General features: G+C 56.4%; 21 protein-coding genes and 1 tRNA gene. 16 read left to right on the top strand and 6 right to left on the bottom strand.

The window, feature by feature from the left end:
* The first annotated feature begins 50 nt into the window (after positions 1-50).
* The 3 genes from oxc (at position 51) to OGI63_RS13215 (ending at position 5031) form a co-directional block, all read left to right on the top strand.
* Entirely contained in the window at positions 51-1823 is a 1773-nt protein-coding gene (gene oxc / locus OGI63_RS13225) for an oxalyl-CoA decarboxylase (protein WP_004219148.1), read from the top strand.
* A gap of 104 nt (positions 1824-1927) precedes the next feature.
* Positions 1928-3031 carry an AEC family transporter gene (locus OGI63_RS13220; RefSeq protein WP_004219149.1) on the top strand — a complete coding sequence of 368 codons (1104 nt, stop codon included), beginning with the start codon at positions 1928-1930 and terminating at the stop codon, positions 3029-3031.
* A gap of 875 nt (positions 3032-3906) precedes the next feature.
* A complete protein-coding gene (locus OGI63_RS13215; protein ID WP_226790206.1) occupies positions 3907-5031 on the top strand; it encodes a cellulase family glycosylhydrolase in 1125 nt (374 codons plus the stop codon).
* Positions 5032-5235: 204 nt separating this feature from the next.
* Here OGI63_RS13215 and frc read toward each other — a convergent pair whose 3' ends face one another.
* Positions 5236-6567, bottom strand: a complete 1332-nt coding sequence (gene frc, locus OGI63_RS13210) for a formyl-CoA transferase (RefSeq protein WP_004219152.1) — start codon at positions 6565-6567, stop codon at positions 5236-5238.
* 603 nt (positions 6568-7170) lie between these two features.
* Between frc and OGI63_RS13205 the strand changes: the two genes are divergently transcribed.
* From OGI63_RS13205 to OGI63_RS13195, 3 genes are all read left to right on the top strand, one after another.
* Positions 7171-8391, top strand: a complete 1221-nt coding sequence (locus OGI63_RS13205) for a tyrosine-type recombinase/integrase (RefSeq protein ID WP_004219153.1) — start codon at positions 7171-7173, stop codon at positions 8389-8391.
* A 77-nt stretch (positions 8392-8468) separates the two neighbouring features.
* Positions 8469-9560 (top strand): adenine-specific methyltransferase EcoRI family protein, encoded by a 1092-nt coding sequence (locus tag OGI63_RS13200; RefSeq protein WP_004219155.1) that lies wholly within the window; start codon positions 8469-8471, stop codon positions 9558-9560.
* Entirely contained in the window at positions 9560-10678 is a 1119-nt protein-coding gene (locus OGI63_RS13195) for an HNH endonuclease family protein (RefSeq protein WP_004219156.1), read from the top strand. The genes OGI63_RS13200 and OGI63_RS13195 overlap by 1 nt, the downstream gene beginning before the upstream one ends.
* A gap of 230 nt (positions 10679-10908) precedes the next feature.
* Here the strand turns inward: OGI63_RS13195 and OGI63_RS13190 are convergent, their stop codons facing one another.
* The 4 genes from OGI63_RS13190 to OGI63_RS13175 form a co-directional block, all read right to left on the bottom strand.
* Complete coding sequence (locus tag OGI63_RS13190; RefSeq protein WP_012619791.1) at positions 10909-11697, bottom strand: Rep family protein; 789 nt, start codon at positions 11695-11697, stop codon at positions 10909-10911.
* A gap of 125 nt (positions 11698-11822) precedes the next feature.
* Positions 11823-12584, bottom strand: coding sequence for a hypothetical protein (locus OGI63_RS13185; protein WP_004219161.1), 762 nt, complete (start codon positions 12582-12584; stop codon positions 11823-11825).
* Positions 12581-12976, bottom strand: coding sequence for a hypothetical protein (locus tag OGI63_RS13180; RefSeq protein WP_004219162.1), 396 nt, complete (start codon positions 12974-12976; stop codon positions 12581-12583). The genes OGI63_RS13185 and OGI63_RS13180 overlap by 4 nt, the downstream gene beginning before the upstream one ends.
* A 106-nt stretch (positions 12977-13082) precedes the next feature.
* On the bottom strand, positions 13083-13268 hold the full coding sequence (locus tag OGI63_RS13175; RefSeq protein WP_004219163.1) for a hypothetical protein: 186 nt from the start codon (positions 13266-13268) through the stop codon (positions 13083-13085).
* Positions 13269-13427: 159 nt separating this feature from the next.
* On the opposite strand from OGI63_RS13175, the gene OGI63_RS13170 reads away from it, so the two are divergent.
* Entirely contained in the window at positions 13428-14546 is a 1119-nt protein-coding gene (locus OGI63_RS13170) for a hypothetical protein (protein ID WP_004219164.1), read from the top strand.
* A gap of 92 nt (positions 14547-14638) precedes the next feature.
* Here the strand turns inward: OGI63_RS13170 and OGI63_RS13165 are convergent.
* Positions 14639-14712, bottom strand: a tRNA-Met gene (locus tag OGI63_RS13165).
* Positions 14713-14981: 269 nt separating this feature from the next.
* Between OGI63_RS13165 and OGI63_RS13160 the strand changes: the two genes are divergently transcribed.
* The 9 genes from OGI63_RS13160 (at position 14982) to OGI63_RS13120 (ending at position 24102) form a co-directional block, all read left to right on the top strand.
* Positions 14982-15923: a nucleoside hydrolase gene (locus OGI63_RS13160; protein WP_004219165.1), complete on the top strand. Its 942-nt coding sequence runs from the start codon at positions 14982-14984 to the stop codon at positions 15921-15923.
* Positions 15924-16036: 113 nt separating this feature from the next.
* The gene (locus OGI63_RS13155) at positions 16037-17467 is read left to right on the top strand and encodes an MFS transporter (protein WP_004219167.1); all 1431 of its coding nucleotides are present in this window, start codon (positions 16037-16039) and stop codon (positions 17465-17467) included.
* A 120-nt stretch (positions 17468-17587) separates the two neighbouring features.
* Positions 17588-18616 (top strand): homoserine O-succinyltransferase, encoded by a 1029-nt coding sequence (locus tag OGI63_RS13150; RefSeq protein WP_004219169.1) that lies wholly within the window; start codon positions 17588-17590, stop codon positions 18614-18616.
* A 291-nt stretch (positions 18617-18907) separates the two neighbouring features.
* The gene (gene atpB, locus OGI63_RS13145) at positions 18908-19720 is read left to right on the top strand and encodes a F0F1 ATP synthase subunit A (protein ID WP_004219170.1); all 813 of its coding nucleotides are present in this window, start codon (positions 18908-18910) and stop codon (positions 19718-19720) included.
* Positions 19721-19771: 51 nt separating this feature from the next.
* A complete protein-coding gene (gene atpE, locus OGI63_RS13140; protein ID WP_004219171.1) occupies positions 19772-20002 on the top strand; it encodes an ATP synthase F0 subunit C in 231 nt (76 codons plus the stop codon).
* Between the two features lie 53 nt (positions 20003-20055).
* Positions 20056-20583 carry a F0F1 ATP synthase subunit B gene (locus tag OGI63_RS13135; RefSeq protein WP_004219173.1) on the top strand — a complete coding sequence of 176 codons (528 nt, stop codon included), beginning with the start codon at positions 20056-20058 and terminating at the stop codon, positions 20581-20583.
* A 57-nt stretch (positions 20584-20640) separates the two neighbouring features.
* Positions 20641-21474, top strand: coding sequence for a F0F1 ATP synthase subunit delta (locus tag OGI63_RS13130; RefSeq protein ID WP_004269232.1), 834 nt, complete (start codon positions 20641-20643; stop codon positions 21472-21474).
* Positions 21475-21537: 63 nt separating this feature from the next.
* Positions 21538-23178, top strand: coding sequence for a F0F1 ATP synthase subunit alpha (atpA, locus tag OGI63_RS13125; protein WP_004219176.1), 1641 nt, complete (start codon positions 21538-21540; stop codon positions 23176-23178).
* Positions 23179-23181: 3 nt separating this feature from the next.
* On the top strand, positions 23182-24102 hold the full coding sequence (locus tag OGI63_RS13120) for a F0F1 ATP synthase subunit gamma (RefSeq protein WP_004219178.1): 921 nt from the start codon (positions 23182-23184) through the stop codon (positions 24100-24102).
* Positions 24103-24110: the final 8 nt, after the last annotated feature.

Raw genomic sequence — 24110 nt, 5'->3', positions numbered from 1 at the left:
AAAGTCGTCTTAGTATCGAGGTGAATAACCATACCAGGAGGATGTTTGCAATGGTTGATGTAAGTGTAACTGCTACAAGCTCAGACCAGAATCTCACGGATTCTCCCCACTACCTCGCCGAGACGCTCATCAAGAACGGTGTCAAGCATATGTACGGCGTCGTCGGAATCCCGGTCACTGATTTCGCACGTATCGCACAGGGCATGGGCATCCGCTTCATCGGCATGCGCCATGAGGAGGACGCGGTGAACGCTGCCGCTGCCGAAGGATTCCTCACCGGTCGCCCAGCTGTGGCGCTCACCGTTTCCGCGCCGGGCTTCCTCAATGGTCTGGCACCGCTGCTTGAAGCCACCACGAACGGCTTCCCGGTCATCATGATCGGCGGTTCGTCCACTCGCCATGTCGTCGACATGCACGAAGGCGAATACGAAGGCCTCGACCAAATGAACTATGCGAAGCAGTTCTGCAAGGAATCGTTCCGCATCGACAAGATCGAAGACATTCCGCTTGCTGTGGCCCGCGCCATGCACATCGCATGCTCCGGCCGTCCGGGCGGTGTCTACATCGATTTCCCGGACGACGCCGTCGCCCAGACGCTCGACAAGGATGTCGCCGAGTCGCAGCTGTGGGTCGCGAACCAGCCGGCTCCGGCAATGCCGCCGGCGCAGTCCTCTGTGGATGAAGCGCTCAAGCTGCTCTCCGAGGCCAAGAACCCTCTCATGCTTGTGGGCAAGGGTGCGGCGCTGGCCCAGGCCGAGGACGAACTGCGTGAATTCGTCGAGAAGACCGACATGCCATTCCAGCCGATGTCGATGGCCAAGGGCGTCATTCCGGACGATGACCCACACTGCACGGCGAGCTGCCGCGGTCTCGCGCTGCGCACCGCCGACGTCGTGCTGCTCGTCGGCGCTCGTCTGAACTGGATGCTCAATTTCGGCGAGGGCAAGGAATGGAACCCGAACGTCAAGTTCATCCAGATCGATATCGACCCGAACGAGATCGAGAACGCCCGTTCCATCGCATGCCCGGTGGTCGGCGACATCAAGTCCGCCATGCAGATGATCAATGCCGGTCTCGAGAAGACGCCAGTGAAGGCGTCCGCGCAGTGGCTCGACATGCTCAAGGCCGACGCCGAGAAGAACGATGCCAAGTTCGCCGCCCGCGTGAACTCGAACACCGTGCCGATGGGTCACTACGACGCGCTCGGCGCCATCAAGAAGGTGTACGACCAGCACAAGGACATGATCCTGACCAACGAGGGCGCGAACACGCTCGACGATTGCCGCAACATCATCGACATCTACCAGCCGCGCCATCGTCTCGACTGCGGCACGTGGGGCGTTATGGGCTGCGCGGTCGGCTATTCAATCGGCGCCGCAGTGGCCACCGGCAAGCCTGTCCTGTACGTCGGCGGTGATTCCGGCTTCGGCTTTGACGGCATGGAAGTCGAGGTCGCCTGCCGCTACAATCTGCCGATCACCTTCGTCGTGCTCAACAACGGCGGCATCTACCGCGGCGATTTCGAGAATCTCGGCGACGACGGCGACCCGTCGCCGCTGACGCTGAGCTACGACGCCCACTACGAGCGCATGATCGAGGCGTTCGGCGGCAACGGCTATTACGCGACCACCCCGGCGGAAGTCGAGCAGATGGTCGGCGAGGCCGTCGCCTCCGGCAAGCCGAGCCTCGTGCACGTGCAGCTCGCCGATTATGCGGGCAAGGAGTCCGGGCACATCTCCAACCTGAACCCGAAGCCCGTCGTCGGCCCGCTCGCCACTTCCGAAATGACCGCGAACCCCTACCTCAAGGGCGCCCATATGTGATTCGCTCCGGTGCCCCGGAGCGCCGCGGCGTGGTATGACGACAAGTCATCCGCGCCGCGGCACCGGTGCTCCCGCCCACTCCACCAGAAGACAAGAGAAGACAAATGACAAAGATATTGATAGACGACATCATCCCCATCATCGTCATCATGGCGTTGGGCTATGTCTGTGGAAAACTCAGCTACTTCGACAACGATCAGCGTCAGGGCCTCAACAAGCTCGTGCTGAACATCGCCCTCCCTGCCGCACTGTTCATCTCGATCGTCAAGGCGACCCGTGAGATGCTCGCACAGGATGCGGTGCTCACAATTCTCGGCTTCATCGGCATCATCGTGATGTTCATGTTGAGCTACTACCTGTGCCGACTGATGTTCCACCATTCGATCCAGGAAGCGGCCGTATGCGCGTTGATCGCCGGCTCGCCGACCATCGGCTTCCTCGGCTTCGCCGTGCTCGACCCGATCTACGGCGACACCGTGAGCACGAACCTCGTCATCGCGATCATCTCGATCGTCGTCAACGCCGTCACGATTCCGATCGGCATGTATCTGATCAACCTCGGCCAGAGCAAGGATCGCGAGCGCCTGTCGAAGGCCGCCGTCACGAACTCGAAGGGCCAGGTCAGCATCGCCAATCCGAAGGACGATATCGCCGTCGATCCGAACAAGGATGCGAAGACCGACAAGACGGCAGAGGTGATGATCTCCAAGTCGTCGAACATGGGCAAGAAGAAGAACCAGAACCTCGAAGCGCTCATCAACGCACTCAAGCAGCCTGTGTGCTGGGCTCCGCTGCTCGCCATCGTGCTCGTGCTCATCGGCGTGCGCGTGCCGTCCGGTTTCGCTCCCACCTTCGACCTGATTGCCAAAGCGAACTCCGGTGTCGCCGTGCTGGCCGCCGGCCTCGCGCTCTCCACTGTGAAGTTCTCGCTGGGCTGGGAGACGATCTGGAACACGTTCTACCGCTTGATTCTCACCCCTGCGGCATTCCTCGGCGTCGGCCTGCTGCTGGGCATGGGCAGCAATGTGAACAAGCTCTCCATGCTCGTCATGGCTGTGGCCCTGCCGCCTGCATTCTCCGGCATCATCATCTCGAGCCGCTACAACATCTACGTCAAGGAAGGTGCGTCGACCACCGCGGTCTCCACGGTTGCGTTCGCCGTCACCTGCCTGCTGTGGATCTGGCTCGTGCCGCTGTGCTGCCACTGATTCAGCCCTATATATATATATAAATATTCGGGACCCCGACCATGCATGTGGCCGGGGTCCCTTGCATTGGCCCAGATTTTCGCGCCATCTTCTCCTGCGTAATTGGAGACATGTGCTTCGCCTGCGTAATTTGGGACATATAGCGGTCTCTATACGTCTCCTTTTACGCAGGGAAGAGTTGCGCGGCGGTCGTTAGTCGTTACCTCCTGCGTAATTGGGGACATATGGCGGTTCCTATCTGTCTCTTTTTACGCAGGTTTGAGGAGGGAGGAATGGTTGCCAATCTCCTGCGTAATTTGGGACATTCTGTGCGCTGTATTTGTCTCTTTTTACGCAGTTGTAGACTGCAGTTGCCAGTCTCCTGTTAGCCTCCTGCCAGTCTCTTGCGTAATTGGGGACATATGGATCCTTTCATCTGTCTCTTTTTACGCAGAGGGTGCAGAGGTGGCAGAGGTGGCAGAGGATAGCTGAGGATGGCAGATGGTGCCTGTCGCTGCGTATTTTTGCTGGAGATGCTTAAGCGCTAAATCTGGAAAACTGCAGCTGAGCTGGAAATCTACCATGAGAGATGATATTTTAGAGCGCTTCTCCAGTAATCGGCAAATATGAAACCGGTGCGATATCAATGGAATTCAAATAATCTGCAGATTATTTGTCGGCACTGATTGCGTATTCTGAACAGTTTGTCTCACATTTCGTAGATTAAGCGTTTCAGCATTCGGCAACTCGGTTGTGAAGCGCTTCAGTTTCACGATATCTTTACATTCGTAATCGGAACAGCTCAATGGCTGAGCAAATGTGTTCCGATTGCATGCAATGAAGCAAACATCTGCGATGAAGCAGTGGAAGAAGAAAGTAGGCTCATGCATACCAACATGAAGAAAACACTGGCAGCCGTGGTCGGCGCAATGACGTTGGCGGCGGTGCTTCCGGCAACGGCAGCGCAGGCGGCGGACAATTCGCTCCACGTCTCGGGCGGCAAGATCTACTCGGCGGGCAAGCAGTTCGTTCCGCAGGGCATCAACCACGCATACCAGTGGTACCCGGAGCACACCAGCTCGATCGGGGATATCGCGAACACCGGTGCGAACACCGTGCGCGTGGTGCTCTCCGGAGGCCGTTACGGCACGACGTCGGCGAGCGAGGTGAGCAATATCGTCAACGAGTGCAAGTCGAACAATCTGGTCTGCATTCTCGAGGATCACGACACCACCGGCTACGGCGACACCGCGTATGCCGCCGATGCCAAGAGCCTGAGCGATGCCGTGCAGTTCTGGAAGTCCGTTGGCAGCGCAGTGAAGGGCCAGGAAGATTATGTGATGATCAACCTCGGCAACGAACCCTACGGCAACAACACCGCTTCACAGTGGACGCAGGGGACCAAGGACGCCATTCGCCAGATGCGCGACGCCGGTTTCAGGCACACACTCGTGCTCACTGCGCCGAACTGGGGCCAGGATTGGCAGGGTGTGATGAAAGACAACGCCAAGAGTGTGTACAGTCAGGATTCGAACGTGCTGTTCGATGTGCATATGTACGGCGTGTACAGCACGGCGGACAAGGTGAAGTCGTACATCGACTCCTTCGTGAACCAGGGTCTGCCGCTCATGGTGGGCGAATTCGGCAACAAGCACTCCGACGGCATTCCGGATGCCGCGACGATCATGAGCTACACCAAGGAAAAGGGCGTGGGCATGCTCGCCTGGTCGTGGTGCGGCAACACCGAGGGCGTCGAGTACCTCGATCTCGTGAACAACTGGAACGCCGGCTCGCTTTCCGGCTGGGGCAACATGTTCGTCAATGGTGCCAACGGGTTGAAGAGCCGCGGCATAGAGAAGGCCGGCATCTATGGCGGCGGCTCCAATTCCGGTGGCTCGGGTAACACTGGCGGCAATTCCGGCACGACCGATGATGGGTACCCGATCTGCTCCTCTGCTTCCGTGGACCCGGACGGTGACGGTTGGGGCTGGGAGAACAATGCGAGCTGCAAGGTTCGCTGAAAGGGGCGCATATTACACAATGAGAACACTGCGACAATCTAATTCCTAGAATCTCCTACTCATATGAAGCCGGCCGGTTCCACTGTTCGGGGAACCGGCCGGCTTCATATGCAATATGCGAAGGGCGGGTTTCGATACCGCATTGATATCGAAACCCGCCCTTCGCGTAGCAGGCTATGACCGCGTGTGAGCGGTGCAGCGCAATCAGGCCTGTGCCGGAGCGGCGGTGAGGTCTGCCTTGACGCCATCGTTCGAGCCGATGACGCCCTTGGTCGCCAGATCGGCGATCTGCTCGTCGGTGTAGCCGAGGGACTTGAGAATCTCCTCGTTGTTCTCGCCGAGCTTCGGCGCGCGCTGGTAATCCGGCGCATAGTTGCTCATCGTGAACGGCAGGCCGATCGTCTTGAACTTGCCGCGGGCGTCGCCCTGATCGATCGTGATCAGCGTGCCATCCTCGTTGAGATCCGGATCGTTTTCGAGTTCGTTCCAATCGAGCACCGGGCCCACCGGAACGCCCTTGGCGCCGAGTTCCTTGGTGAGCGTGTACTTGTCGTACTGCATCGTGTATTCCTCGACGCGCTTGTACACTTCCTGCTTGTGCTCATCGCGAGCGTTCGGCGTGCTGAACTTCGGATCGGTGAGCCAATCCTGGAAGCCCATGGCGTTGCAGAAGTTCTCGAATCCCTTCTGCGACTGCTGAATCACAATGTACACATAGGCGTTCGGATCGGTCTCCCAGCCCTTGGCGCGATAGCACCAGCCGAGCACGAGACCGCCCTCGGCATTGGCCGCACGCGGAATCGCTTTGCCGAACTTGTAGCCCGGGTAGCAGTCGTAGTAGGAAAGCTGGTGTAGGTGATCGAGAATGAGCTGATCACGCAGCTTGATGCGGCATAGGTTGAGCACTGCATTCTGCATGGACTGGTACACGAACACGCCTTCGCCGGTGCGCTCGCGCTGCAGCAGTGCGGTGAGGATTGCAATCGTCAGGTGCATACCGGTGTTCGAATCACCAAGGGCAGCGCCGGACTGCGTCGGGATGTTCTTGTCGCCTTCCCACCAGCCGGTGGTCGAAGCAGCGCCGCCTGCGCACTGGGCGACAGGCTCGAAGGCCTTGACATGTTCGAAGCGGCTGCCCTGGTTGAATCCCTTGAGCGAGGCCATGATGAGCTTCGGGTTGATCTTGTGGACCTCGTCCCAACCGAAGCCGAGCTTTTCCACGTCGCCTGGGCCGATGTTCTCTACGAACACGTCTGCGTCCTTGAGCAGGTCGGTGAGGATCTTCTTGCCTTCCGGGTCCTTCATGTCGAGCGTGATCGACTTCTTGTTGGCGTTGAGCTGCAGGAAGTACAGCGAGTACGAGCCGTCGACGTCGTTCATCTCGTTACGGGTCGGGTCGCCGCCATGCACCTTCTCGAGCTTGATGACCTCGGCGCCCAGCCATGCGAGAATCTGGGTGCACGAAGGGCCAGACTGAACCTGCGTCCAGTCGATTACCTTGATGCCTGCCAGTGGGGCAGTGCTTTTGTCAGCCATACATGACCTCCTTGTAATCAGTTGTAATCAATATATGCACGAAACGTCGTTATTGAGACTTGTTTCAGCTACTAGGGGCAAGTTCCAGCCCGTGGAGGAGGTGCCTTTTCCGAGATCGGTTTTCGGTGTATGGGTCGCTTTCGCTCCGTGTGCCCGGTCCTGTGTTTCCCGTATCTTGTTGGCCATCGAGGCAGTATATTCACAAAATGGCCGCCGTAAGTGCTCGCTCATTGGTTATATTTCGCTGGCGCTCCCAATCTGGCCAATGGAACGGGGAGTGTGGACGGTGACGTAGATTCGATTGGTGCGCGGAGTCGGTTTCATGCGCTGGAAAAGCAAAAGGGCTAGGAATTCGATTCCTAGCCCTCAGTGGTAGCGGGGCATGGATTTGAACCATGGACCTCTGGGTTATGAGCCCACGTTTCTACAGTTTATCCGAGTTTGGTATTGTTTATTCTAGGTCTTGACAATGACCTAGAAACGCCGTAATTCATTGATTTCTGTTAATGGTGATTGGTGACTTTGTCCAACTTTTGTCCAACTGCATCCATGTCCAGAATTGTCCAGAAATGATACACTGGATACATACGAAGGAGGTCAAAGATGGCGAAGCGAGAGACATCGGGAGAGATCAAAGAGTTGGAGCGCGGTCGGCGGTATTCGATTCGTGTGCGACTTGCACCGGACGATACTCACCAATCGTGGCACTGGTCAAAGAGTCGCAAGGTTCAGGGAAACAAGGCAGAAGCCACAGCAGCTCTCGTGGCTTACAGGCAGGAGCTAGAAGATGCTCGTAGTGGGAAGAGCGTTACTGTCGGAGAGTATGCAACCGATTTCCAAGCTAAGAGGAGGGCTCTCGGAAAGGTGTCTTCGCTGACTATCGAACGAGATCAGCACGAGATTGATCGCATCGTGAAGTTTCTCGGTGATGTTCGCGTAGTGGATCTAGATGCACAGCGTATAGAGAAAGCATACTTGCACATGGCAGAGCAAGACAACGCATCGCCTGACGCGATTCATAAGGTGCATATGAAGTTGGCGCAGATCATGCGCAAAGCCTACCTCGAGGAACTGATTGAGCGTAATCCATGCGATGCCGTAGAGGATATCAAACGTCCAAAGGTAAGTCCGCAGAAACGCAAAGAAACGCGAATTACAAAAGAACAGGCCTTGGAGTTCGTGCACAAGCTTAAGAATGAGCCGCAAGACGGTCGGATTGTGGCAGTCTGGCTTGGTCTGGCAACTGGCTTAAGGCGCGGCGAAGCGCTGGCGCTTGTCTGGGAGGATGTTGATTTAGAGAACGCACGTCTCCGGATTCGTAAACAGTACGGCAAGGAGAAAGTACTTAAAGACCCGAAGACAGCAAAGTCTCGCCGCACGATTTCTATTGATAACCAGACTGTAGAATTCCTTACGAAGTGGAAGACCAAGCAAGCAGGGCTATTTGCAGAAGTGGGGCTTACTTTGCAGGAATCCTCGCCAGTATGCAGTAATGATCTGTGCGTTTTCCTCGATCCTGACAACTTCAGCAGATGGAGGAGGAAATTCTATGTTGAAGAGGGACTGGCACATTACGCGCACGAATCAACCTATATCGATCGTCGCGGAATAGAACGAGTGAAGCGGTCGGGATACATCGGCCCGAACTTTCAGGCATTGCGAAGAGCTCAAGCCACGCTGCTGGTGGCGGGGGGAGTGGATCCCAAGACTGTGCAGGCGCGCTTGGGGCACGAGAGCTTGAACACAACGCTGAATATCTATGCCGAAGAAGTGGGCGAGAATGATCGTAAGGCTGCCGATTTTATGGGCAAGCTGTTGGAATAGTGGGTTATCGGTAGTGCTGAAGATCTAGGGTGTATATAATTAATCGATCAGAATGAATGGATGGTGGTGATACAGGCATGGCTACGCCTCTCAATCGAGCAAATCAGGCGAAAGAAGACGAGTTCTACACTCAGTTGTCAGACATCGAATCTGAGTTGAAACATTATCGGAAGCATTTTGCGGGCAAGACGGTGTTGTGCAATTGTGATGATCCATTCGAATCTAATTTCTTCAAATATTTCTGCTTAAATTTCAATCGTCTGAAGTTGAAGAAGCTCATTGCAACTTGCTATTCAGGATCCCCGATAACAGGGAACGAGCTCACGCTTTTCGGTGACGACACAGAAGAGGAAAGGCGCACGCCTTACAAGGCTGTTGTGACTTCTGTGCGTGATGCCAATGGTGATGGTGCTACCAGCATGGTTGACGTGGCCGAATTGTTCAAGCAGGGCGAGAACCTTTGCGAACGTCTAGAAGGCAACGGCGATTTCAGATCAGAAGAATGCCTGAGATTGCTAGATGAAGCGGACATCGTGGTGACCAATCCGCCTTTCTCGAAATTCCGTGAATTCGTGTCTACCCTTGTGGAGCATGATAAGAAATTCATCATCATCGGTAACCAAAACGCTATCACCTATAAGGAGTTCTTCCCCCTATTGCGGGATAACAAAGTCTGGCTGGGCTATGGTTGTGGCGATATGGCGTTTAAGGTTCCAGATGACTATGAGCCGCGTAAAACGCGATATTGGCAAGATGAGAGCGGGCAGAAGTGGCGATCCATGGGAAATGCCTGTTGGTACACCAATCTCGACATCAAGAAGCGCCATGAAGACCTAGTTCTGGTTAAGCGTTACAATCGCGACGATTACCCAAAGTATGACAATTACGAAGCCATCAATGTCGGTAAGGTGATTGATATTCCTTGTGATTATGAGGGAATCATGGGTGTACCCGTCACATTCATGGACAAGTTCAATCCGGATCAGTTCGAGATTATCGGGCTACTTGCTGGCAATATCCGGGGATTAGCCGGCATTCCGTCCTCTACTGGTAAGGACGGCCCATACATCAACGGCAAGCTGAAATTCGGGCGGATACTTGTCCGCAACTTGCACCCCGAACCTCGCCCCTATGAAACAGTCACTCTCGAAGAAGCGCAAGGAAAGTAATGCAGATCACTGAAAACCGCATCAAGGTTCGCGACGTATATGAAAACTATGAGAACGATGATGAAGAGGGTGTGGTCGGCTATGACGATCGCTTGGATATTCGTCCCCGCTATCAGCGTGAATTCGTTTACAAGGACGCGAAGCGTGATGCCGTGATTGATACCGTATTGCAGGGGCTCCCGCTCAATGTGATGTATTGGGCTAAAACAGGCGATGACACGTATGAAGTTCTTGATGGCCAACAGCGCACCATAAGCCTGATGGAATACGTCGATGGCAATTTCTCAATCAAGTACGAGAACAATGCTATGAACTTCGATAACCTTCCCGAAGACGTTCAGGAGAGGATTCTTGATTACGAACTTCTCGTCTACATCTGTGATGGCACGGACTCTGAGAAACTCAAGTGGTTCAAGACCATCAACATTGCAGGAGAACGGCTCACTAATCAAGAGCTCCGCAATGCTGTGTATGCAGGGCCGTGGGTATCGGACGCAAAACGTTATTTTTCGAAGACAAACTGCCCAGCGGCCCGTTATGGGAACAGCAAGGGTTGTAACGGTTACGTCAAGGGCGAGAGTATCCGACAAGAGATCCTTGAGACAGCAATCGAATGGATCGCAGACCGTGACGGCACTACGGTCGATGGATACATGTCGGCGCACCAGAATGACCCGACTGCTCAGGAGCTGTGGAGTTATTTCCGTACGGTAATCGAGTGGACGGAATCACTCTTCCCCGTATATCGGCGAGAGATGAAAGGGCTTCCGTGGGGTCTCTGGTATAACCAGTATCATGAGCAGAAGTACGACCCCAAGGCACTTGAAGATCGAGTGAGTGAGTTGATGGCAGACGACGACGTAACTCGAAAGTCTGGCGTATACGAGTACTTGCTGACCGGCCATGAACGCGTCCTGAATATTCGCGCATTCACCGATCGAGATAGGCGTGCTGCCTACGAAAAGCAAAAGGGCATTTGCCCGTTGTGCCAGCAACACTTCGAGCTCTCCGAGATGCAAGCAGATCACAATATCCCATGGAGCAAGGGCGGCAAGACGATTCTTGAAAATTGTGTGATGCTCTGTGTCAAGGACAACATCAAAAAGAGCAACAAGTAAGCCTCGTGCTATGAGTGGCCTAACGATTGCGCTTAGGCCACTTCACGAGAATGCCTCCATGCTCTGCGATGTGCGCGTTTAGAGCGCTCTCTGTCACGTAGTCCTTGCTGCCGACTCGAATCGAGGGAAGCGCGTCCATCATTAGGCGAGCCTTATTGCGTCCTACATGGAACATCTGCCGTAGATCGTTCACATCGTAGAACTTCAGTCGATCTGACGGGGTTTCGCTGCTAGGCACGGTGGCCATGGTTCTTCCTCCTCTGCTTCTTGGCGCTTTTTTGCGGTTGGTTTTTTACTCGACGATTTTTCCGAGATTTGCGAGCGCTCTGATCGAGCTTCTTTCTCTGCGCACGCTGCTTCGTCTGCTCAGTGGCTTTCTTCCTCCGCAGTTCTTCACGCTGACGTTCCATTAATTCGTCTTTGAACTTCGAGTTCCGTTCTTTGAACTGCCAATATGACCAGATGACTTCACGGCAATAGGTTGTCGCTTTGGCTGCGACCGGTAGTAACTTCGGTTTCTTGAGCTCGCAGAGCTTGAGCAACTCAAAGTAGCCATGCACCTCCCACTCCTCAATGAGTTCCAGAAGTTCCATAACTTCTGGTCGTTCCTCATCTGTGAGCGCGATTTTCTTCCAATCGGCTCCATTGATCTCAATCACATCTTCCGGCAGATACTGAACTTTTTCAGGGTTATCGAGATGGACCAAGTAGCGAGCCATTCCGCGCGGACTTTCCACTCGCAGTATGGTTTTCGGCCCATTAAACTGCTCGAAGAAACGTGTCGCATTGCGACGTGTCGTCGTGTTCGTCCACATTGCGACAACGTGCCTATGTGGTTTCTTCAACTTCCCAGTCTTAGGATCCTCGATGTCCTTGTCATGGACTGGCGAAACCAGTATCTGCAAACCCGACATTTGCATGGTTGCTTTCCAGTCATCGGGACAGCTGTCGGGGTAGATCAAGCCCGCCCAATACCGACCCTTGTCGTTCAGGCTGGTTTGCGTATTATCGTCGGTCATATTCTCGCCTTTCTCGCATCTCACATCTCGTATGGGGGCAGTCGTAGTAGGCCCCCATACACCTTTCAGGCGGCGACTCTGCTGGGTCTGGGCTTTCGCTGACGCTTCGCCCATCGCCAGCCGAGTCACCGATGCAGCCGGTGCAGCTCCTCGTCACTGATGAATGGAACATGCAGATAGACCGTCTGATTAGTCTCGGTATCCCACAAATACCCATCGCCAGGTCGAGAAAAAGGTATCTGCCATGGGCGGGCTCCACGCTTCACTGCATCTTCACCCAACGCCATGGTGGCTTCGCCTTTAGAGTTCAATCGAAGTGCCACGGTAGTGAGCAACAAGCTCCGATATGGCAAGCTGGTGCTTACCCGCGGGTTCTGGGTAGCTACCACGACCGTGCAGTTTAGAGCGCGGGATCGTGAGAGAATCGATCGCACCAACTCGATGCACGAGTCTGATAGCTTTTTGTTCGGGCCCGATCGAACCATGTCCGCCGCTTCATCGATGACAAGCAGTCGGTGGCATGTCTGGGCGTCGGTGAGGGAGCGCGTCTTGCCGCGCCATTCGGCGGCTAGTGTGTCCACATTCGAGTTGAAATCAGTCAGCAGATCATATGCTTCTTCGAGGGTGTAGGCTTTACGGGCCAGCACGTTACAGTAGTTCTCTGCTTCCATGCCTGCTTTCAGATCGATGAACCAAATTTCTCCGCCGAATGCCACCTCCTGAGAGATGATGTTGGCGATGACGCTACCTTTGCCGCTGTTGGACTCTCCGATGACGGCAAGATGTGCAGATCGCGGGATTGTGACTGTCCTCTTCGGGTCGGCGATGTCAAGACCGAGAGAATATCGGTCTGACGGCAGTTTCCGATGGTTTCTGAAGATATTCATCGAAGCTCCTCTAATCGGGCGAATGTGACCCTGTATTTTGCTCTTGAGAACAGTCCCTGTGGGATTGTCTCCACGTTCACTGCTTGGAATGCGTGGCCGAGACGTGGGGCAACCGCATCTGCCCATGCATTCACGTCTTCGTCTGTAGTGAGTGCGGCGGGTAGCAAGAAAATCACGCGCTTGGGCTTCCTCGCGTACCTCACCTTCACTGCTTTCTCCTCGTCTGGCGACAGGCTGAGTGGTTTTGCGCACAGTGTGTCATGTTTGCGGGCTGCACGGCTGTTGTGACGTGCGATGAAGAACGCGCACACAGCGAGGAGGGCGAAGAGAACGATTGCAATGACGATGAAGTGGTCTTGTGCGAACAGTTGCGCTTTGGTGATGAAATCCATTGGTTCTCCTTGGACTGGTTCGAATATGACAAATGTGAAAACAGTGAAGATGGAGTGCCGAAGCTGAGGTTCGCTCCGGCACTTCGGGACAGCCATTGAGGAGAAATCAGAACGTCATGTCTGATTCATCTTGCAGAGCGGCTTTGATAGAGCGCATTTCCAGTGGAGTTGGGAAGAGACGGCCAACGGAGTCCTCTCCAAGAAGAACTTCGAGACACTCGTATGGCTTACCCGCCTTGCTCACACCCTGCACGATTTCTACGTGCAAAATCGGGTCCGTGGTGTTTGCCATGTTGCTCACCTCCTTTCGTTCGTGTTCGTCGGTGATTCCATCTAAAAACATGCAGTTCGGTTTGACGAATTTCGAGTGCAGAAATTACACCTGATGTGGCTTGAGACCTTGATATCATTGGGATAACAAAATTTGAAAAAAGATACGGCCGAGGTGAGTATGGAGATCGATAGCAAAATGTTGGTGGCTTCGCTAAGGAACTATGCGGAAGCAAAGCACATGCAGCTGCAAGATGTAGGTAAGCAGCTGGGATTCAGCAAAGATAGAACCAAGAGCATCTTTACAGGACGATCAAAGCTCACTGGTGATGATGTGCTTCGGATTCTCATGAACGTGGATATACCATTGCCGGAGCTGAAGAGGTACAGGCAACTTTGGCGTTTGCGCAGGGAGGTTCTGAATTTCGAAAGGCCGGACGACTTTGAACAGTTTGTTGACGGCCTGAATGTGAGTGCGACTCTCTTTCCGAGGAAAGTGCAAGGATCATTGGCAAGGAGCGACAACGAACGAGTGTCCACTGAATTGGCTAGAGACATGATGGCACGTGAAAACTGGTATGTGCTTCGAAATGGTTGGGTCTGTGCGCTCAAAGTTGAGGGTAAGTGGGTGACTTTTACACCATTCGCACCAGATTTCATGACAGCGGCAAGGGCAATGATCGGGCTTAAATGGATTCACCGAAAGACTGAAACGAGTATCCCGTTCATCGATTGGGGTGCTGTTCGTGGAGGATGCCCCTCCAGCGAAGAGACTTCTCGGTTCGTGGGACGAGAGCTGCTGAAGTATATCCAGAGCAAACCTGATCGTTTCCCTCTAGATGACGAATTTCGGGGCATGGTTGCGGGGAAAGCCATGGGTGAATTCCAGCAGAATAGAATTCTCGAACTAGAAAAAAGCTTGAACACGGTAAAAGAGATTGCAGAAAGCTCCTTAAAGTATTCATTGTCTACGGAAAAGGATGAATACGGTATCAGTCCGGCGGAAATCTATTCCAGTGTTTTCGATTATCTGGAGTCAAATGTTACGAATCTATATGGAATCCGTCGCCTACTTCTTGAAGACGGCATAACCATACCGCCGCAGCTTGAGGAAGAATGCGAGAGAGTGCTTGGGTTAAATGAACGACATTACAAATATTCGCTGTACATCGAGCCAATTCTTGCGGTAAATGATCTACCGGATAGGCTTGCAAGTCCTACTAAGGCAGAGCGAGTGCAGTATGAAAAGTTACGTGCAGATAGCGAGGAAAAGAGCAAGAAGAGCAAGAGTGGACGATAGTATGTCCAGAATTTGTCCAAATCCGCGTTCTAGCGTAGGGCAAGAAGAAAATAAAAAGCCTAGAAACCGCACGATTTCTAGGCTTTGATTAGTAGCGGGGCATGGATTTGAACCATGGACCTCTGGGTTATGAGCCCAGCGAGCTACCGAGCTGCTCCACCCCGCGTCGGCTGTTTCAAACAGCAAAAGTTAATATTACTCAGACTTGAGGGTTAGTCAAGCCGGCGTGTCGCCTTACCACTTTCGGGCGGGTTTTACCCACGGATTACCGCCAATGCGTCATCGGAATTTCTTCTATGATATGGGCATCTGAACAAATGCATCGCATACGATCCGGTCGACGTCGACCGGATTCGTCCAAGTGCTCGTGCAAGGGCGCAGGAGCCCCGCATTCGCGTCAGAAACAAATCCCAGGAAACTGGAGGAGGAAGAACAATGGTGAAGAAGATCATTTTGGATTGCGATCCCGGGCACGATGACGCCGTGGCGATTCTCCTTGCCATCGGCAACCCGAACATCGAGTTGCTTGGCGTGACCACCGTCGGCGGCAACCAGAGCCTCGAAAAAGTCACATACAATGCGCGTGCCGTGCTCGAGAAGGCGCATGCGCCCAACATCCCCGTGCATGCAGGCTGTGCGCGCCCGATCATCCGCGACCCGCAGGTTGCGGCGACAATCCATGGCGAGACCGGCCTTGACGGCGTGGAATTGCCGGAGCCGACGCGTCCGCTCGATCCCGGCCATGCCGTCAACTGGATCATCGACACGATCATGAGCAATGAGCCCGGCACCATCACGCTGGTTCCCACCGGCCCGCTTACCAACATAGCGCTGGCGGCGCGACTCGAACCGCGCATCGTCGAGCGTGTGAAGGAAGTCGTGCTCATGGGTGGCGGCGTGCATGTGGGCAACTGGAGCGCCGTGGCGGAGTTCAACATCAAGGTGGACCCCGATGCCGCCCACATCGTGTTCAATGAGAAGTGGCCGGTCACCATGATCGGTCTCGACCTCACCCATCAGGCCCTGTGCAAGCCGGAGAAGCAGAGGATGATCGAGGGCATCGGGACGCCGCTTGCGAGTTTCGTTTCCGGCCTCATGGACTTCTTCCGCAAATCCTATGCCGAAAACCAGGACTTCGTCGATCCTCCTGTGCACGATCCGTGCACTGTGGCGTACCTCATCGACCCGACGGTGATCACCACACGCCGGTGCCCGGTGGATGTGGAGCTGCGCGGCGAATTGACGCTCGGCATGACGGTGGCCGATCTGCGTGGCCCTGAGCCAAGCGCGGAGGAATGCCACACCCAGGTGGCAATGAAACTCGATTTCGACAAGTTCTGGAATCTGGTGACCGATGCCATCCGGCGCATAGGGTGAGCGGGCCGCGCTTCCTGCACACTCGAGCATCCTCGTTTCACAGTCGTGCGACCAGAGCCGTGTGACCGCATATCCGATAACTCAACGAATCATTATTCATAGGGAGGGTCGAAATGACCTCTGTGCACAATGCGCCTGCACCGAAGCAGGTGGATGCCAAACATGTAGGGGCGCTGATGGCCGCGTTGATGGCCGCCATCTTCGCGTTCCAGCTCAACGCTTCCATGCTTTCACCCGTATTGACGACAATGCGTGTGGAACTCAACACCACCGACGCCGAGATAGGCCTTACGCAAACGGTGTTCTTCACCGCCTGCGCCGTGTTCTCGCTGTTCCTTCCCCGACTCGGCGATCTCAAAGGGCGCAAGAAGGTGCTCATCGGCATGCTCGCCTGCACGGCGATCGGCTGCGTCATCTCTGCTTGCGCGACCAATGTGACGATGTTGATGATCGGCCGCGTGATTCAGGGCGTAGCCGGACCTGTGGTGCCAATGACCTTGCTCATGCTGCATGCAGAGGTCACCGACAATGCGCGGTACGCGAGGCTCATGGCTATCCTGACTTCGGTCAATGGCGGCATCGCCGGCGTGGATGCGTTGCTTGGCGGCTGGCTTGCCGGCAATTTCGGCTTCCGTTCGGTGTTCTGGGTGATGTGTGGCGTGGCCGTGCTCGCCGTCGTGCTGGTCTGGTCGTTCGCCCGTGAGTCGACTGCCGATGAGACCCCAAAGATGGACTGGCTCGGCGCAATACTCCTTTCCGCCGCATTCCTGGCCGCGTACCTCGCCATCAACGAGATCGAGAAGCTCGCTGGTGCCAATTGGTGGCTCATCGCCATCGAGATCGTTGTCGCGGCCGTCCTGTTCGTGATCTTCTGGCATGTGGAAAATGCACAGAAGAACCCGATGGTCACGACGACGTATCTCAAGGAACGCCGCACTTGGGGCCTGTTGCTCACCACCTTGCTCACCATGACCGGTGTGTTCGCCGTCATGAACGGCATTGTTCCGGCGCTTGCGCAAGACACCTCGGTCGGTGCGAGCATGAGCGCCGACACCGTCTCGCTCGCCACACTCACCCCGTATGCATTGGTGGGTCTGGTGTTCGGCCCGGTCGCCGGTGTGATCGCCTCCAAGATGGGGTACCGCAGCACATTGCGTGGCGGTCTCATCGTCTCCGCCATCGCGATGGTGTTCGGTGTGTTCGTTTGCCAGTCCCCGCATATCTGGGGATTGGTGGTGCTCTCCGTGGTGCTTGGCCTGAGCTATGCCGGCACCGCGAACATCATGCTGAACGGCCTCGGCATCGTGCTGTCCCCCGAAGACAATCCCGGTTACCTGCCCGGCCTGAATGCCGGCGCATTCAACCTGGGTGCCGGCTTGAGCTATGCGATTCTCTATGGCGTGCAGCAGGGCTTCTCCGACGCGCATGGTGCCACGATGGGGTACACCGGTGCCATGATCGCCGGCATCATTCTGCTGGTGCTTGCATTCCTGAGTTCGCTGCTCATTCCGAAACCAGCTCAGAATGCCGCCGAGGAGCATTGACGTAGACTCGTGCGATATGGCCGGTGGGTGCTTTGCGCCTGCCGGCCATATTCTTTGGATTGCATATCGGCATGCGTACTGTGCGGTTGCGTTGTAAGAACGTTCGCCCATAATTGGAGCATGCCTATCAAGATTCCCGGCGGACTGCCGGCCCGCGCCATTCTCGACTCGGAGCGCATCTTCGCGCTCGAGAAGCCGGAGGCGGAGCGTCAGCGTGTGCGTCCGCTCAAAATGGTGATTCTCAACCTCATGCCGAAGAAGATCGAGACGGAGACGCAGCTGTTGCGCCTCATCTCGAAGTCGCCGCTGCAGGTCGAGATCGACTTCATGAAGACCTCCACGCATGAGTCGAAGCATGTGAGCGCGGACCACTTAGTGAAGTTCTATGAACCGCTTGAGGCGTACGAGGGCAATTGCTACGACGGTCTGATCGTCACGGGCGCCCCCGTCGAGCATCTGCGGTTCGAGGACGTCGATTATTGGGATGAGTTCAAGCGCGTGCTCGATTGGTCCTCCACGCATGTGTTCTCCACGATGTACATGTGCTGGGGCGCCATGGCGGCGCTCTACCAGCGCTACGGCGTGCACAAGATGGATCTCGACGAGAAGCTGTTCGGCGTGTTTCCGCAATTCCTGCAGGATGAGTATTGCTTCCTCACGAACGGCTTCGATGAGATCGCGCTGCAGCCGCATTCTCGATTGGCCGGGGTGAACGAGGCCGACATCGCCGCGAATCCTGAACTGCAGGTGCTCACCTGGGGGCCGCAGGCCGGTCCCGGGCTGATCGCCACGCGGGATTTTTCGGAGGTCTTCGCACTCGGGCACTGGGAGTACGGCAAGTACACGCTGGCGGAGGAATACCGGCGCGATATGGCGAAGGGCATGAGCAATGTGCCGTTCCCGCGCAACTATTTCCCGAACGACGACCCTGCCTTGGCCCCACTGTTCTCCTGGCGCGCGCATGCGAACCTGTTGTGGCGCAACTGGCTCAACTGGGTATACCAGACAACCCCGTACGATCTGTCCGAGGTTCCACAGCTGCGTGCCGAACGCAGACTCGGCACCGACCGTTCGATTCGACACGCCCCTTGCTCGCCGCGCGATGATCAGTTCCTGCCGTTCGACACGTCGGGTTACGGCCTCAAATAAGGCCCGTCGTCCCTTGCTGCCCACCGCCGAACTGGTGTTGGCACGGCGGTGTCGGTGCCGTGTCGTTATGTCCACTATCGGGCTAATAATCGCTGTTCAGTTGTCCGGCGGCCTGCCGGGCGGCTGGCGAGAACTGTTCGTTGAGCGTAAGCAACGGCGACCGTAGCGTATGCGAAGTAAGGTATGCAGTAGATTGCCGTGAGCGATGCCGTGGCGGGTGTAACAGACTTGTCACAATCGCCGCGGCGCCAAGGCATAGACTTGCAGCAGAGAGACAATCAGGAGGCATGAATGGTTGATGTATTCAGCGCAGGCGCACTGACGCTTGCAGAGTCATCGATGGAAATGCCGAGCATCGACGACTTCCTCCCACCGGAGATTCTGTTCCAGGGGACGCCGTTCGCAATCAACCGCATCATCTTCGTGCGTATCCTGGCCACGATCATCATGCTGCTGGTGCTGGGAATCACCGCTGCGCGCGCCAAACTGGTGCCTGGCCGCTGGCAGGGCGCCGTCGAATGGCTCATCGAGTTCATCAAGAAAGACATCGTGTACCAGGTGATGGGTGAGGTGCGGGGCAAGCGCTACGTACCCATGATCACCACCGTGTTCCTCACGCTGCTGGTGTTCAATCTGTGCGGCGAGGTCCCCGGCATGAACATCGCGGCAAGCGCCACGATCACGCTGCCGCTCGTCTTCGCCATGTGGTGCTTCGCCCAGTATTGGATTGCGGGCATTCGCGAGAAGGGGCTCGGCCACTTCCTGCGCGACGAGCTGTTCCCGAAGGGCGTGCCGTGGCCGATCTACATCCTGCTGTCGCCGATCCAGCTGCTCGAGCTGCTGGTCATCCGCCCGTTCTCGCTGACGATCCGACTGTTCGCGAACATGGTATCGGGCCATCTCATTCTTGCGCTGTGCCTATCGGCCACGCAGTACTTCCTCATCGACGTGGTGAACAAGTTCATGATGCCCTTCGGCGTCGTGACCTTCGCCGCAGGCGTGTTCATGTACCTGTTCGAAGTGCTGGTCGCCTGCCTGCAGGCATACATCTTCGCGATCCTCACCACCGCGTACATCAATATGAGCTACCCGGAGATCGACTGACCACCGGCAAATAACTGTTGCTGAAAAGCAATGACCAGAAAGGAAATAACAATGGATATCGTTACCCTCGCTGAGGTTGCCGGCAACCTGAACGTCGTCGGCTACGGTCTTGCAGCCATTGGTCCTGGCATCGGTCTGGGCATCCTGATCGGTAAGACGATCGAGAGCACCGCCCGCCAGCCTGAACTTGGCGGTCGTCTGCAGACCCTGATGTTCCTCGGTTTGGCATTCGTCGAGGTCCTCGCACTCCTCGGCTTCGTCGCTGCATTCATCTTCCAGTGATCGAGTCAGACTAATCCGAAGCACATCATACGAGGACAAGAAAGGAGGAGGACGTGACCATTGCTGCTAACGGCGTGGACCTGTTTCTGCCGGAAACATACGACATCGTCTGGTCGCTGATCATTCTGATCATTGTGGCTCTGTTCTTCTATAAGTTCTTCCTGCCGAAGTTCCAGTCTGTTTTCGATGAGCGCACCGCAAAAATCGAGGGCGGCCTCGCCAAGGCGGAGCAAGCCCAGAAAGATGCCGAAGAGGCCAAGAAGAAGTACCAGGCTCAGTTGAGCACCGCTCGCGTCGAGGCTTCGAAGATTCGCGACGACGCTCGCGCAGAGGCTTCGCATATCATCGCGGACGCCCGTTCGCGTGCCGAGACCGAGGCCGCGCAGATTACCGCGAATGCCGAACGCTCGCTGGAATCCCAGCAGCAGAAGGCCATGGTGAATCTGAAGGGTGAGGTCGGTTCTCTGGCCACCTCGCTCGCTTCCAAGATTCTCGGCTCCGAGCTTCAGGATTCTGCTGTGCAGACGCAGATGATCGACCAGATGCTCGCCGACATGGAAAACGACGAAAGCAAGAAGTAGTGCTACGTCACCCACGTGCGCTTGGCGCGCGTATGAGTGAAGAAAGGGAGGTGACCGATGCAAGGAGAGGCGTCACGCTTGGCGGATCGCGAATCGCGCGATTCCTTTGCCGCCAAGCTGCGTGAGTCGGGTAACGATGCGTGGGAGATTGGCAATGAGCTGTTCACCATCACGTACGTGTTCGACCACAATCCACGCATTCCGCGTGCGCTCACTGATCCTGGCCGACCGACGGAAGACAAGGTGGCGTTACTCAACAATCTGCTTGGCAAGCAGGCGTTGCCGCTGACGATGGAGATTCTCACCGATCTTGTCGGCCGCAGCTGGAGCCGTGCAGGTGACATCGACAACGCGATCGAGGATTTCGCTGTGGATGCCATGATGTATCAGGCCGACGATGAGAAGAAGACACTCAAGGTCTCCGTCCAGCTGGCGCAGCTGCAGTCCGCACTGCTCAACCTGCCGGTCGTCCGCTCGGATCTGTCCGACAGCCAAGGGCCCCTGAACGTCCGCTACGAACTGCTGCATGCACTCATCGATGGTGCGGATTTCGACCGCATCACCGTGCGTCTCGCAGAGCATTGCACACGCAACCCGCGTAACCGTCGTTACCTGGAATCGGTGCAATGGCTCATCAACAAGTTCTCCCGCCACATGGGCGAATCGATGGTCACCGTCACGACGGCGACCCCGCTTTCGGACGAGCAGTCCGACAAGCTGGCGCGGATCTACACGAAGAAGACTGGGCGCCCGGTCCATATTCATTCGGTGGTGGATCCGACCGTCATGGGTGGCATGCGCATCCAGGTCGGCGATGAGGTCACCGACAACACGGTTGTCGCACAGCTGGAGAACCTCAAGCGCAAGGTGAAAGCCGGAGTGAGCGAGTAGGTTGCGCGTGGCCGGCCTACAAGGCTGGCCGATTGAATGTATACACAAACATAAGGAGTGATCATGGCAGAATTGACCATTGATCCCGCCACGATACGCAAGGCGCTCGACGATTTCGTCGAAGCCTATACGCCATCGGAGACGCCGACCCAGGAAGTGGGCCATGTGGCGACCGCCGGTGACGGCATCGCGCATGTGACGGGACTGCCTGGTTGCATGGCCAACGAACTGCTGACCTTTGAGGATGGCACCCTTGGCCTGGCCTTCAACCTTGACGCTCGCGAGATCGGCGTGGTTATTCTCGGCGATTTCGTAGGCATTGAGGAAGGTCAGGAAGTTCGCCGTACCGGCGAGGTGCTGTCCGTGCCGGTCGGCGATGGGTTCCTTGGCCGTGTGGTCGACCCGCTGGGCCGGCCCATCGACGGCATGGGTGAGATCAAGAGCGAGGGAAGGCGCATTCTCGAGGCTCAGGCCCCGGACGTCATGCACCGTCACCCGGTCGACCAGCCAATGTCCACCGGACTCAAGGCGATCGACGCAATGACCCCTATCGGCCGTGGCCAGCGTCAGCTCATCATTGGCGACCGCCAGACGGGCAAGACGGCAATCGCAATCGATACGATCATCAACCAGAAGAAGAACTGGGAGTCGGGCGACCCGAAGAAGCAGGTGCGTTGCATCTACGTGGCCATCGGCCAGAAGGGTTCCACGATTGCCTCCGTGAAGCAGAGCCTGGAAGAGGCCGGCGCCATGGAGTACACGACGATCGTCGCCTCCCCGGCCTCCGATTCCGCCGGCTTCAAGTACATCGCGCCGTACACCGGTTCGGCCATCGGCCAGCACTGGATGTACAACGGCAAGGACGTGCTCATCGTGTTCGACGATCTGTCGAAGCAGGCCGAGGCCTACCGTTCGATCTCGCTGCTGCTGCGTCGTCCGCCGGGGCGTGAAGCATACCCTGGCGACGTCTTCTACCTGCACTCGCGCCTGCTGGAGCGCTGTGCACGTGTGTCCGACGATCTGGGCGGCGGCTCCATGACCGGCCTGCCGATCGTCGAGACCAAGGCGAACGACGTCTCCGCATACATTCCGACCAACGTGATCTCCATCACCGACGGCCAGATCTTCCTGCAGTCCGATCTGTTCAACGCAGGTCAGCGTCCTGCCGTCGACGTCGGCATCTCGGTGTCTCGAGTCGGTGGCGCGGCCCAGACGAAGGCATTGAAGAAGGTCTCCGGCACGCTGAAGATCTCGCTTGCCCGCTACCGCTCGCTGGAATCCTTCGCCATGTTCGCCTCCGACTTGGATGCGGCCTCGAAGGCACAGCTCAACCGTGGTGCGCGTCTGACCGAGCTGCTGAAGCAGCCGCAGTTCTCGCCGTACTCGATGGAGCAGGAAGTCGTCTCGGTGTGGGCCGGCACGCACGGCAAGTTCGACGATCTCGCTATCGCCGACGTGCTGCCGTTCGAACATGGCCTGCTGGAGTATGTGGATCGCAACACGGATATTCTCACGACGATCCGTGACACCGGCGATTTCACGAAGGAGACGGAAGAGGCCCTCGACAAGGCGGTGGACGCCTTCCGTGAAACCTACGTCACCAAGGCAGGCAAGCCGCTCGTCGACAAGAAGACCGCTCCCAAGAGCGTCACCCCTGTCGACCAGGAGCAGATCAAGGCCGGCAAAGCTCAGGAAAAGAAGTAACCTATGGCATCGCAACTCGCATTAAAAAGCAGGATCGCCTCCACGGGTTCGTTGGAGAAGATCTTCAACGCTCAGGAGATGATCGCGGCTTCGCACATCGCGCAGGCCCGCCAGTTGGCGCTGGATTCGAAGCCGTACACTGATGCGATTTTCGATGCCGTCCAGACCTTGGTGTCGCACACGCATATCTCGCATCCGATCGTCAAGAAGGACGAAGGCAACCCACGGGTCGCCGTGCTCGCCCTGACGGCGGATCGAGGTATGGCCGGTGCCTATACTTCGTCAATCATTCGTGAGACCGAAGATCTGCTCGCCCGCTTGGAAGGCGAGGGTAAGCAGCCGCAGCTGTACGTGTATGGACGTCGCGGGGTGTCTTACTACCATTACCGCAACCGTCCGTTGGCGCAGTCTTGGGAAGGCGATACCGAGAAGCCTGGCGTCGAGGTCGCCAATGCCATCTCCCGTGCGTTGCTGAAGGCATACATGGAACCGGTCGACGAGGGCGGCGTCGCCGAGCTGTACATCGTCTACACCGAGTTCATCAACATGGTGGTGCAGAAGGTGCGTGTGCTGCGCATGCTGCCGGTCGAGGTGGTGAAGGAAGACAAGTCGCATCTGAATGTGCCGGACACGACCACTGCGCCGCAGGTGCGCCCGTTGTACTCCTTCGAGCCGAGCCTGGACGAGGTGCTCGACACCGTGCTGCCAAGGTACGTGCGTTCGCGTATCCATGAATGCCTGTTTGAAGCGGCGGCCTCCGAGGTGGCCTGCAGGCAGAACGCCATGCATACCGCTACGGAGAACGCGCGTGATCTGATCAACGATCTGACCCGCAAGCTCAACGCTTCGCGTCAGGCGTCGATCACCCAGGAACTTACCGAAATCATCGGCAGCGCCGATGCGTTGAACAAAAAGGAAGAGTAGGAACGCGA

This window comes from Bifidobacterium sp. KRGSERBCFTRI, from assembly GCF_025908335.1.
This window is presented reverse-complemented; position numbering and strand designations above follow the sequence as displayed.